This window comes from Reyranella sp. (assembly GCF_036558665.1).
Classification (GTDB): Bacteria; Pseudomonadota; Alphaproteobacteria; order Reyranellales; family Reyranellaceae; genus Reyranella.
In genome coordinates this window covers 69,668-81,937 of record NZ_DATBFE010000153.1, presented here as the reverse complement: position 1 = coordinate 81,937, position 12,270 = coordinate 69,668, and the positions used below count along the sequence as shown (strand labels likewise).

The window sequence follows — 12,270 nt, the reverse complement described above, 5'->3', positions numbered from 1 at the left end:
GTCAGTGTCTGGCGCACTGTCAGTGTCTGCTCCCTGTCTATGCCCAGCCACACCGCCTACGCATGGCTCACTGGCTGCGGCGCTGTCTGGCTCCGCACGCAATTGCCACGCGACGGCTCCAAACAGCGAAAGCCGGACAGCCGCAGCGAGCACTGGTACCCTCGACGATCGACACATTATGCGGTCCTGCCGTGCGTTGGATTGAGGCGTGTCAGACACGCCTGCAGTGCTTGACCGGAGGCCCACGCTCTCCGTCTCCACGGAGAACGTTCCAGCGTTGGTATCGAAGAAGGGGCGAGTCTCTCCACAGCCAAAGTCGGCTCTACGTCCACATGCCAGCGCCAGATCTTTCGCCATCCATTTGCCTGAAGCCCCAGGCCGGTACGTGGCTGCTAGGCCCTTGCCACTGCGGGACGTATGGCGTGACGGGTAATCCGCGGCGATCTTCACGGTTGTTGGCGCCGCGGTCATGGGTCGCATAGCGACCATCCCAGCCTGGAATTTGTTTGCAGGACTCGCAGTTGGAGCAGCCCGTCACGTTGGCGATCGCGAACAGGGCAAAGACGACGGAAGTGCGCTTCATGCCACCGGCTGAATCGAAGATTGCCAGCACCGGTTTGGCCTGCCGGCGTCTATGTTGGCAATCAAATCTAGGTGACTTCCGCTTGATCTCCGGGCATTCGAGGGCCTGGGAGCGACGCTGCTTGGTGCTTTCGACTGCGCTCGGAAGTCGGCAACCATCCCGAACTCTCCGGCCATGTTATCGTCCGGCCGACAGCGTTTTCAGCAAAGGCCGGACAGGGCCAGCGCGTCGGAAGGGGCAAGTTGGCAATGGCTCTCGATCTCATCCTGCGTAACGTTCGGCTTGCCGACGCCGGGCCCGGCCAGCCCGCCGCCACCGACATCGGCGTGAAGGACGGGCGCATCGTGGCGTTGGCGCCCGGCCTCCAGGGCGACGCCGGAGAAGAAGTGCAGGGTCACGGCCGGCTCGTCTGCGCCGGCTTCGTCGAGACGCATATCCATCTCGACAAGTCCTGCATCCTTGGTCGCTGCGCCCACGAGAAAACGCGCTTTCCTCACCTCGCCATGGAGCGGGTGTCGGCAGTCAAGCCGAGCTTCACCGTCGAGGACGTGACCGGGCGCGCGGCGGGCACCCTCGAGAAATGCATCTCACACGGCTGCACGAGGATGCGCACCCATGTCGAGGTCGATCCGAAGGTCGGGCTGCGCGGCCTGCAGGGCGTGAAGGCGCTGATCGATCGCTACAAATGGGCGATCGATCTCGAGATTTGCGTCATGCCGCAGGAGGGCCTCACCAACAATCCCGGCACCGACGAGCTCATGGTCGCGGCGCTGAAAAGCGGCGCGACGGTCGTCGGGGCGGCGCCCAACTACGACACCGACCGGCCGGCGCAGATCCGCCGCATCTTCGAGATGGCCCGCGACTTCGATGTCGATATCGACATGCACCTCGACAGCGGCGCCTCGGCCGACGAACTCGACACGCTTCTGGTCTGCGAGCTCACGGAAAAGCACGGCTGGGGCGGCCGCGTCGCCATCGGGCACGTCTCCAAGCTGGCCTCGATGCCGCAGCCTGCCATGGACAAGGTCGCCCGGCGGATGGCGGATGCCGGAGTGGCCCTCACGGTCCTGACGGCGACGGATCTCTACCTTGGCGGCCGGCACACCGACCACAGCGTGCCGCGCAACGTCGTCGACGCAAACCGTCTGGCCGAGCTGGGCGTGGTCTGCTCCGTCGCATCGAACAACATCCTCAATCCCTTCACCCCCTTCGGCGACGGTCAGCTGCTGCGCCAGGCCAACATGCAGGCGATCGTCAGTCAAAGGGGCTCCGACCCCGAGGTGCGCTCGATCTGGGACATGACCACGAATGCCGCCGCACGCCTCATGCGGCACCCGGACTACGGCATCGCCGTGGGCGCTCCCGCCGACCTCGTGGTCCTGGACGCGCCCGACGCCCTGACGGCGCTCAGGACCGTGGCGCCGGTCCTCGCCGCCTACAAGCGCGGGCGGCGAACCGTGACGCGCGAGCCGGTGCGTCTTCACGCGCCATGACCCTGCGCCCTCCGAGCGCTCGTCAGCCTCCGGCCACGCGACGGGTGTGGCCGGCCCAGAACGGCTCGCGCAGTTCCTTGCGCTTGATCTTGCCGACCGGCGTCTTGGGCAGCGGGTCGCCCTGCAGCACGATTTTGCCCGGCCGCTTGTAGTTGCCGAGCCGCTCCTCGCAGAGCCGGATCAACTCGGCCTCGGTGACGGCAGCGTCCGGCTTCACGGTGCAGACGGCACACGGCGTCTCGCCCCAGCGCTCGTGCGGGATGCCAAAGACCGCGACCTCGATCACGTCGGAGTGGCCCGCGATAACGTTCTCGAGCTCGGCCGGATAGATGTTGAAGCCGCCCGACACGATCATGTCGCCCAACCGGTCGACCATGTAGAGGTAGCCGTTGGCATCGAGGTAGCCGATGTCGCCGGTCTTCACCCAGCCGTCGACGATGCGCTCGGCCGTCGCTTGCGGATCGTTCCAGAAGGCAGTCATCTGGCCGTCGGTCCTGGCCACGATCTCACCCGGCGTGCCGGGCGGCACGGGCCTGTTGTCCTCGTCCCAGATCTCGAGCTGCGCGAACGGCAGCGGCAGGCCGCAGGCGCGCAGCGGCGTCGAGCCGGCCACGTCCTTCGCGAACCACTGCGCCGGGCCCATCATCGCCACCGGCAGTACCTCGGTCTGGCCGTAGCCCTGGTACAGGGCGTCGCCGAAGATCTCGTAGGCCTTGAGCGCGGTGTCGTCGGCGATCGGCGCGGCGGCGACCAGCATGCACTTCAGGTGGGGAAACCGGCGTTCCTTGATGCCGGGGACGCGCGTGATGGCGTTCAGCATGGTCGGCACCACGAACAGGTAGCCGATGCGCTCGCGCTCGAAGGCGTCGAGCACGGCGACCGGATCGAACCGGTCCATCATGACGTTGCAGCCGCCGCCCAGCCACATCGGCACGAACAGGTAGCCGGCGCCGTGGCTGATGGGGCCGACATGCAGGCAGGCGTCGCCCGGCGCCACCGGCGGATAGAGGTAGAACCAGTCCCGGCCGGCGGCGAGCCAGGCCCGGTGCGAATAGGCGACGCCCTTGCTGCGGCCTGTGGTGCCGCCGGTATGGCGGATGATGAAATTGTCCTCGGGCGCGATCGCCCGATCGGGATCGACGGCGGACTGCCGGGCGAGCCACGCGTCGTAGCCCGCGTCGCGCACGATCACGTGCCGGAGTTCGGGCAACGCCGCCTGCAGGCCTTCGATCTCGGGCAGGTGTTTCTCGTCGACGATCAGCGCGCGGCAGCCGGTATGGCCCATCATGTGGAGGTGGCTGTCGCGAGCGTTGCGCGGATAGAGCGGCACGCGCACGAGATTGCCAATGGCGGCGCCAAGGAAGATGTCGGCCGATTCCAGCCGGTTGTCCTCCAGCACGGCGATCCGGTCCTGAGGCCGCAGGCCCAGCGCCAGCAGTCCGTTGGCGAGACGCACGCCGCGCTCCCAGGCCTCGGCGAAGGTGACCCGCCGGCCGCCGGCGACGATCGCCTCGCGCTCCGCGTAGTAGGCGGCGGCGCTGCGCATCTGCGTGCGGACGTCCATGGTGTGCCTCCTGTCCGGACGCCATTCTGCACGCAGGTGGGCTGGTCGCCAAAGCGATCGATTGGCAAGAGGCTGCCGGCCCAACCCGACTTTGCATGTCTCCGACGCATCCGATAACGGGCCAAGGCAAGGCCAAGTCGCCTGCTGTCGGCGCGCACTGCAATCAACCGTTAATTGCGACGGTACGCTTTCCGCTAGCAAAAAGAGTGTCTACCGTTTGGCTTGGTCGGCGCAGGAAGAAGCAAGAATGCAATCGACCGGGGGGCCAGCGAAGCAAATGGGGGCATCATGACGCTTAGAACATTGTTCGTGATAAATGCCGTTCTCGCGATCGGCCACGGTCTGGGCTTCATATTCTTGCCTAGCACTCTGCTCATGCTCTATCAGGTCCCCGTCTCGGCCGGAGCCGCACTGATGGGTCAGTTGTTCGGCACGGAGTTGCTCGTGGTCGCCCTCATCACCTGGTATGGCAGCAAGCTTACCGACGCGCCCGCGCTCAGCGCCATCGTGATTGCGAGCCTGGTGGCAGCGGCAGTCGGAACGGTGATTACAGCGAAAGCCCTGGCGGACGGAATCTTCGGTCCGATGGGTTGGCTTGCGCTGGCGATCTACGGGCTGCTCGCGCTGGGTTACCTGTACTTCCAGCTTCAGCCCGCCAAGCGCGTGCCATGACTTGAATCGCGGGCGAAGCGAGCAGCCGATCCACCGATCGCGAACGCTGCCACGGCTGGGAATGTTGCGACTGACGGCTCGCCGTCCCGTGGCTCGCCGTCCGGGTCTCTCATTGCTTCCCGATATTCGGATCGATGTTCCTGGCCGCGGCGATGTCTGAGTCAGCGCCCGCCCTGTCACCCATCTGTTGCTTGGCGACGCCCCGATTGTACAGGGCGGCGGCGAACTTCGGATTGACCTTCACTGCCTGGTCGTAGTCTCGAAGGGCCTCGGCCCATTGCCTCTTGCCGGCATAGGCCACGCCGCGATTGTAGAGCGTCGTGGCATCGTTCGGATCGACCGCCAGCGCCCGGTCGTAATCCTGAAGGGCATGGTCGAGGTCGCCCTTGCGCTGCCAGATCGCGCCGCGCAGGGCGAAGGCGGCCGCATCGTTGGGGTCGAGCTCGACCGCCCGACCGAAATCCCGTGCGGCGAGATCGGCCTGGCCCATCCTTTGATGCGCAAGCCCGCGATTGTGGAAGGCGGAAGCATCGTTCGGATCGAGTTCGATCGCCCGATCGAAATCCGCGACGGCCGCGTCCCACTGTTCCTTTCGGCTACGGGCGACGCCGCGATTGTGGAAGGTCGCGGCGTCGTGCGGATCGATCTCTATCGCGCGGCTGTAATCCCGAATGGCCTGATCCCATTCCCCTTTCGTGCCATGGACGGCGCCGCGATAGGCGAAGGCGACGGCGAGGCCAGGATCGAGCTCGATCGCCCGATCGAGATCGTGGAGGGCGCGGTCGAGCGCGCCTTTGCGCTGCCAGGCGACGCCGCGATAGGCGAAAGCGGAGGCATCGCGGGGATCAAGCTCGATCGCCCGATCGAGGTCCTGAAGGGCGGGATCCCACTGCTTTTTGGCAGTCCAGGCCAGGGCCCGGTTATAGAAGCTGGTGGCATCGCGACCGTTGATCCTGATGGCCCGGCCGAAATCCTCGATGGCGCGGTCGAGCTCGCCCTTGCGCTGCCAGGCGGAACCGCGGGAGGCGAAGGCCGCGGCATCGTCGGGCTCGAGCGTGATCGCCCGATCGAAGTCCTGTATGGCGCGGTCGAGCTCGCCCTGTTTCTCCAACGCGAAGCCGCGATTGTAGAAGGCCGCCTCGAGCTTCGGATCGAGCTTGATGGCTTCGTCGTAGTCCTCGACGGCGCGGTCCCATTGCCCCTTGCCGCTGTGGGCCAGGCCGCGATTGTAGAAGTTCGCCGCGCTGGCCGGGCCGAGCCGCACCGCCTGGTCGTAGTCGTTGATGGCATGGTCGAACTCATCCTTGCGTAGGTAGAGGCCGGCGCGCCAGGCGAACGCCATCGCGTCCTTCGGATCGAGCTTGACCGCCTGATCGAAGTCCTGAATCGCCCGATCGAATTGCTTTTTTTCCTGGTAGGCGAGGCCGCGGCTGCGGAAGGCGGCCGCGTCGTCCGGATGATGCTTGATCGCCTGATCGTAGTCCTGGATGGCGCGATCCCATTCTCCTTTCCCGCCATAGGCGACGCCGCGATTGTAGTAGGCGGTGGCATCGCCCGGATCGAGCTTGATCGCCTGGTCGTAGTCCTGGATGGCGCGATCGGGTTCGCCTTTGCCCTGCCAGGCGGTCGCGCGGATGACGAGAACCGTGGCGAGATCGTGCCCGGCATACTTGCCCGACTGGACCAGGGCGGTGCAGCCGGCGATCACGGTCTCCGGCGGCACATTGCTCCTGCCCTGGCAGGCATCCACCTGCTGCCGGGTCTGGGCGTGCACGGAGCCGCCCAAACATGAGGCGGCCATCACCGCGGCCGCGGCCGCACGCATCGTCGATCCCATTCCTGCCTCCAAGCTCGGCCCGTTCGCTCTCCATCCAGCGCAGCGACCGTTCAGCCCTCAGCCTGAACTCCAAACCAGCATGGAAATGGGGCGACAAGCGTACCGAATTGGGAGCCCCGGATCATAACATCGGCCGGCGCGGCCCCAACTTTGCTACCACTCTCTCACAACTGGGCGGCTCGAGGGCGCGCTATGCATGGCGCCGGGCGCCTTCCTTCCCACCGGACCGGGTTGGCAGTGGACGAAGTCGTAGACCTTATGGCCCGCCGTCTGGCGCAGATCACCGAAGAACGGACGGCGCGGCTCCATACGGCGCTCTGCAGGGCGGCGTCCACGACCTATGCCCGAAACCTGAGCCGGGACGAGCGGTTCCGCCTCCTTCTCGAGGCGGTCCAGGCGGGACTTGGCCCGGACTGGTCGATCGTCCGCATGCCAAGGGCCTAGTCGCCAGGGCGGCAAGCCACGGAATACCGTCACGCCGCATTGGCCTCAGTTCGCGACAACGTCGATCAACCCGAAACCTTCCTTCCGCTGGCTGGGTTCGATCTCGTGCCGGCCGCTGACCCGCACTCGACCTCCGATCCCCACCACACAGCACGTCGGGGTCGCGCCTCGCATGGGCCTGCAATCGCCGTGTCGTGGGCGCAGCGGCCAGCAGCGGCATGATTGCCGAGGCGTCCCAGAATATCACCGCCCTTCCCGCCGCTCCTCGATGAGCGCAGCGACCGCGGAGGCTCCCGTCTTGGCGCGCGGCGGCCGATCGTTGAGGAGCGCCAGCGATGGGTCGCTGCGGCGCGGCCGTACGCCGTCGCGGAGAAGGCGCGACAGCCTTCCCTCTTGCCCGCTCTTTTCGTGACCGATGACCTGTTCCAGCCGGGTGACGAGACGCCCCCTATCGACGATCAGCAGCGGCGAGCCGCCCTTGAGGGCGCCGATCAACGCGCTCGGCCGGTTCTTGGCCTGGGTTATGCTGACTTTTTTCATTGGGCTAATAGCTCTGACGAACGTGCTACTAAGGCGGCAATGGGGCTACGGCAGGCCCGTGCCCAAGCCGCCAGGTGTCGCGCCGGCGCCGTGTCTCATGACGACCGTCGCCGCTTCCGGACATAGACGAATACGCCGACAACGATCGCGAGGGCGACAAGCCACAGGATTTCGGTCGAGCCGTCGCCGTTGTCGGGCGAGAGGCCGAAGAGCCGTTCGATGAAGTCCATGGTTGCCACCCTCGTTGATCAGACACCCGTCACATGACGCACGCGCGCCCTGGCCAGCGCGGCATTGAATTGGGCGACCTCGCGCGCAACGACCGCCTCGAACTTGGCCACCTCGCTGTCGACCTTCGCCATGACCTCGCGCGACACTTCCGTAGTCTGGCTGGTCGGCGGCCGGTCGGCGGTCGTCGCCATGGCGATCATGTCGAACAGCGTGTCGTTGAGGCCGGCGGGGTTGCGCAGGACGTCACGCACCGACTTGCGCTCGGGATCGACCATCACCCGCTCGATGGCCGCGAGCTTCTTGCCGATCGCCGCCGCCTGCGCCTTCAGCCCGCGCTCGCCCTTGCCGAGATGCCGTGCGGTTTCGTCGAGCTGGCGCTTCATGGTGCGCAGGCGATTGACCGCTCCCTTGAGCTTCGACAACGCCGCCACCAGCTCCCTGTGCAGGGCGAACTGCGTGGCGTATTCGGCGTCGGTGGTGGGCAGCCGCGGGTCCTTGACCACGGTGAAACTGGCGGCATGGCTCCCGGCTTTGGGCTTGCCGCCGACGCTCAGCTCCACGCGATAGATGCCGGGGACGACCGTCGGGCCGGGCGGGTTGTCAGGATCGGGAATCAATGGCTTGGGCCGCGGCGGCGCCAGCGCGTAGTCGAGCCTGGTGGGTCCCGGATACTTCATGTCCCACACGAAGCGGTTCAGCCCCTTCCTGGTGCCAGGCCGCCGCGGCGGCGGAAGCGACTCGTCGTCGCTTGCGCAGGCGACGATCTTGCGCCCCCGTGAATCGCGGAAGGTGAGCGTCACCGGTCCCGAGGCGTTCTCGGCCAGCCAGTAGTAGACGATCGCGCCGTTGGGTGGGTTCTCGCCGACATCGAGGTGTTCGCGCATCCGCGTGCCGTCGGGCCTTTCGACCATCACGGTGCTGCCGTCGATGCCGAAGGCGGGACCGTAGGCAATGCCGGTGCGCACGTTGGCGCCCGCGCTCCAGTGCAGCTTGGTGCGGATCGCCGTGCGCGGCGCGAAGAGCCGCGTCGACCGCTTGCCGTCGGCAAGCCCGCGCAGCGCCGTCACGTCGTCGAGGATCCAGAACGAGCGGCCGTGCGTCGCAGCGACGAGGTCCGTGTCCTTGAGCTTGAGGTCGTAGACCGGCACGACCGGCAGGCCGCTCATGCGCGTCCAGTGCGCGCCGTCGTCGAGGCTGAAGAAGATGCCCGTTTCGGTGCCGACATAGAGCAGGCCCCGGGCGACGGGGTCGGCGCGCACGACGCGCGTGATCTCACCGGGCGGCAGATCGCCCGCGATCGACTTCCAGCTTCGCCCGCCATCGCTGCTCTTGAACAGATAGGGCCTGTAGTCGGCGAGCTTGTAGCGCGTGGCGGCGAGGTAGACGGTGTCGGCGTCCTGCGCCGAGGGTTCGACCGTACCGACATAGGCGAGCTCCGGCATGGCCCTGGGCGTCACGTTCCTCCACGTCTTGCCGGCGTCGCGCGTGACATGGACCAGGCCATCGTCGGTCGAGGCCCAGATCTCGCCGCGGCGGTGGGGCGACTCGACCACGCAGGCACAGGTCGCATGGACCTCGGCGCCGGCGCTTTCGCGGGTGATCGGCCCGCCGGAAGCCCCCTGACGCTTGCGCTCGTTCAGGCTGAGGTCGGGCGAGATGCGCTGCCAGCTCATGCCCCCGTCGCGGGTCCGGAAAACGCAATTGCCGCCGACATAGAGCGTGCCGGGATCGTGCGGCGAGAAGACGATCGGAAAGGTCCAGGCGAAGCGATACTTGAGGTCCTCCGGCGCGATGCCGGTCGATTCCTCCGGCCATACATTGACAAGCTGGATCTGGCGCGTGCGGTGATCGTAGCGCTGCAGCGCGCCGGCGCCGCCCGGGCTCGAGCCGATGGCGCCGACATAGACGACGTTGTGGTCGCGCGGATCGACAGCGATGAAGCCGCTCTCGCCGGTGCCGGGATAGGAGCAGTCGGCCAGCGTGATGACGCCCCATTCCGAGGCGCTTGGCACGGAGATCGAGGTGTTGTCCTGCTGAGTGCCGTAGACGCGGTAGGGATACTGGTTGTCGATGTCGAGGCGGTAGAACTGCGCGGTCTTCTGGTTATAGATCGTCGACCACGAGCCACCGCCGTTGAACGACACGTGGGCACCGCCGTCATTGCCCTCGATCATCCGCTGCGGATCGCTGGGGTCGATCCAGAGGTCGTGGTTGTCGCCGTGACGGGTCGACACTTCGCTGAAGGTCGTGCCGCCGTCGGTCGATTTCCACATCTGCAGATTGGTGACATAGACGGTGTCGGCATGGCCGGGGTCGGCGAAGACGTGCGTGTAGTACCAGGGGCGATGCATCAGGTCGCGATTGGGCGACACCATGGACCAGCGCATGCCGTAGTCGTCGGAGCGGTAGAGCCCGGTCTTGTCGCCCTCGGCCTCGATCAGCGCCCAGACGCGGCCGGAGCGGACGGGAGAGATCGCGACGCCGATCTTGCCCAGCAGCCCGTCGGGCAGGCCGGGTTTGCGCGAGATCTCCTCCCACGTATCGCCGCCATCGGTGCTGCGGAAGAGCCCGCTGCCCGGCCCGCCGCTCGATATGTTCCAGAAGTTGCGCCGCGCCTCCCACATCGAGGCGAACAGGAGGCGCGGGTTGGCCGGATCCATGGTGAGGTCGATCGCGCCCGCGACATCGCTGCGATACAGGATCTTCTCCCAGGTCGAGCCGCAATCGCGGGAGCGATAGACGCCGCGCTCGGTGTTAGGGCCGAACACGTCGCCCAGCACCGCGGCATAGACGAGGTCGGAGTTCTGCGGATGGATGCAGAGGCGGCCGACGAATTTGCTGTTCCCGAGACCGACATGGCGCCAGGTGCGGCCGGCGTCGCTCGACTTGTAGATGCCGTCGCCGTATGAGACGTCGAGACGGATCGCGGTCTCGCCGGTACCGGCGTAGATCACGTTGCCGTCCGAGGGCGCCACCGCGATCGACCCGACCGCCGAGCTGCCCATGAAGCCGTCGGAGACGCAGCGCCAGAACACGCCGCCGTCCTCCGTCTTCCAGATGCCGCCCGCGCAGGCACCGAAGTAGAAGACCATCCTGTTCAGCGGGTCGCCCGAGACGGCGACGACCCGGCCGCCGCGCGGCGGCCCGATGCAACGCCATGTCAGGGCGTCGTAGTCCGGCGTGGCGGTTCGACGGGATTGCCGCGGCACGGGCGAGGGGGTCGATCTTTTCACGGGCGTATCGACGGCGACGGTAGGGCAAATGCGTACGCGAATGCAATCGCGACCGGCCTCTGTCAGGCCGCGGTCGCCTCGATCATCCAGGCCACCGCGCCGTCCAGCAACGCGGCCAGGACCTCCTCGTCGGTGCGTCCGCTCCTGGCAGGCACATGGAAGGCATGATCGGCGTCGGGGGCGAGAAGAAGTTGCGCCCGAGCGCCGAGTGCGCCGACCGTCCGCTCCAGCAACGCCAGCTCGGCCAGCGCATCCCGGGTACCCTGCAGGAACAGCATCGGGATTGCGACCCTGGCGAGGTGCTCGGCCCGGCCCACCGAGGGCGCGCCGGCGGGATGGAGCGGAAAGGCGAAGAACACGAGCCCGCGCACGCCCGCGAGCGGCGCGGCGGCTTCGGCCTGCGAGGTCATGCGCCCGCCGAACGACCTGCCTCCGGCAAAGAGCGGAAGTTCGCCCGCGAGCGCGGCCGCCCGGGTGCAGGCCGCGCGCACCGCGGCATGGGCGATTGTCGGCGGATCCGGACGCCTCGAGCCGCGCTCCATGTAGGGGAACTGGTAGCGCAGCGTGGCGACTTCGCGCTCGGCCAGTCCGTCCGCCAGTGCGGTCATCGATTCGTGCGCCATGCCGGCGCCGGCGCCATGGGCGAGCACCAGGCATGCGCGCGCCTTCGGCGGCCGCAGCCAAAGGCCGGAGACCTTCGCTCCGCTTTCGAGGTCGATGGCCACGTTCCTCGGTTTCATCGATCCCCCCGGAGTCGTCCCCGTCGCCGGCCATGTGCTAGGCTGACTGCAAAGCCCTGATCGAGGAGTGACATGCGATGAACGATACCACGACCCTGTCGCAGCGCGCCGACGCGCTGGAAGCCAGGATGGCGCGGGAGCTCGACTACATCGTCATCAAGTCGCGGCTTCACGCGCTGGCCGAGGGCGATATCGGCCCGGCGCCCAACGCAGGCCTGCTGCTGAAGGCCAACCCGAACGCGCACCTTCTGATGGGCGACGACCCGCGCCTGCCGGCGATGCCCGAGAGGCCGACCCTGATCGACTTCTTCAGGCACCGCTTCGGCCCCAGCATGCACCTCCTGCAGAGCGCGCGGCATGCGGTGACGGCGGGTCTGCCGGAGAAGATGGTGCTTGCCTGCCTGCTGCATGACATCGCGGTCATCGGCTTCATTCGCGGCGATCACGGCTACTGGGGCGCCCAGCTCGTCGAGCCCTATGTCGAGGAAGAAGTGAGCTGGGCGATCCGCGCCCATCAGGTTCTGCGGTTCTACCCCGACGAGTCGGTCGGCTATGAATATCCGCAGTCCTACGTCGCCATGTTCGGCGCCGATTATCGGCCCGACCCGTATGTCGAGGAGGACTACAGGCGGATGCGCAAGCACAAATGGTACATGTCCGGCCGGATGATCACCGTGCACGACATCTATTCGTTCGACCCCGACCTGCATGTCGAGCTCGACGAATTCACCGACGTGATTGGCCGCAACTTCCGCCAGCCCGCCGAGGGCCTCGGCTTCGACAACAGCCCGGTCGCGCATATGTGGCGGGCGATCATCCGCCCCGCGAAGTACCTGTAGCGAACCGCCTCGACGACTCCGCTGACCGCCGGCCCTGCTCTCGATCATCTTGCAGGCAAGGCAAAAGGGGCACCATCGGCCCCTTCGTCGTTCG

10 protein-coding genes are annotated in these 12,270 nt (G+C 67.0%); 4 read left to right on the top strand and 6 right to left on the bottom strand.

Translation table 11 applies throughout. From position 1 onward, the window contains the following. Positions 1 to 831: 831 nt before the first annotated feature. Positions 832 to 2,076, top strand: coding sequence for an amidohydrolase family protein (locus VH499_RS22325; RefSeq protein ID WP_332054964.1), 1,245 nt, complete (start codon positions 832 to 834; stop codon positions 2,074 to 2,076). A 22-nt stretch (positions 2,077 to 2,098) separates the two neighbouring features. Here the strand turns inward: VH499_RS22325 and VH499_RS22320 are convergent, their stop codons facing one another. After that, positions 2,099 to 3,640 carry a class I adenylate-forming enzyme family protein gene (locus tag VH499_RS22320; protein ID WP_332054963.1) on the bottom strand — a complete coding sequence of 514 codons (1,542 nt, stop codon included), beginning with the start codon at positions 3,638 to 3,640 and terminating at the stop codon, positions 2,099 to 2,101. 288 nt (positions 3,641 to 3,928) lie between these two features. Between VH499_RS22320 and VH499_RS22315 the strand changes: the two genes are divergently transcribed. Then, complete coding sequence (locus VH499_RS22315; RefSeq protein WP_332054962.1) at positions 3,929 to 4,312, top strand: hypothetical protein; 384 nt, start codon at positions 3,929 to 3,931, stop codon at positions 4,310 to 4,312. A gap of 109 nt (positions 4,313 to 4,421) precedes the next feature. Here the strand turns inward: VH499_RS22315 and VH499_RS22310 are convergent, their stop codons facing one another. Beyond that, positions 4,422 to 6,149, bottom strand: coding sequence for a tetratricopeptide repeat protein (locus VH499_RS22310; RefSeq protein WP_332054961.1), 1,728 nt, complete (start codon positions 6,147 to 6,149; stop codon positions 4,422 to 4,424). 258 nt (positions 6,150 to 6,407) lie between these two features. Between VH499_RS22310 and VH499_RS22305 the strand changes: the two genes are divergently transcribed. Beyond that, a complete protein-coding gene (locus tag VH499_RS22305) occupies positions 6,408 to 6,593 on the top strand; it encodes a hypothetical protein (RefSeq protein WP_332054960.1) in 186 nt (61 codons plus the stop codon). A 243-nt stretch (positions 6,594 to 6,836) separates the two neighbouring features. Here the strand turns inward: VH499_RS22305 and VH499_RS22300 are convergent, their stop codons facing one another. From VH499_RS22300 to VH499_RS22285, 4 genes are all read right to left on the bottom strand, one after another. Continuing rightward, positions 6,837 to 7,133, bottom strand: a complete 297-nt coding sequence (locus VH499_RS22300) for a hypothetical protein (protein WP_332054959.1) — start codon at positions 7,131 to 7,133, stop codon at positions 6,837 to 6,839. Positions 7,134 to 7,228: 95 nt separating this feature from the next. Continuing rightward, positions 7,229 to 7,363, bottom strand: a complete 135-nt coding sequence (locus VH499_RS22295) for a hypothetical protein (protein ID WP_332054958.1) — start codon at positions 7,361 to 7,363, stop codon at positions 7,229 to 7,231. A gap of 18 nt (positions 7,364 to 7,381) precedes the next feature. Beyond that, positions 7,382 to 10,597, bottom strand: a complete 3,216-nt coding sequence (locus VH499_RS22290) for a WD40/YVTN/BNR-like repeat-containing protein (protein ID WP_332054957.1) — start codon at positions 10,595 to 10,597, stop codon at positions 7,382 to 7,384. A 62-nt stretch (positions 10,598 to 10,659) separates the two neighbouring features. Then, positions 10,660 to 11,337 (bottom strand): alpha/beta family hydrolase, encoded by a 678-nt coding sequence (locus VH499_RS22285; RefSeq protein WP_332054956.1) that lies wholly within the window; start codon positions 11,335 to 11,337, stop codon positions 10,660 to 10,662. Between the two features lie 77 nt (positions 11,338 to 11,414). Between VH499_RS22285 and VH499_RS22280 the strand changes: the two genes are divergently transcribed. Continuing rightward, on the top strand, positions 11,415 to 12,176 hold the full coding sequence (locus VH499_RS22280; RefSeq protein WP_332054955.1) for an HD domain-containing protein: 762 nt from the start codon (positions 11,415 to 11,417) through the stop codon (positions 12,174 to 12,176). Positions 12,177 to 12,270: the final 94 nt, after the last annotated feature.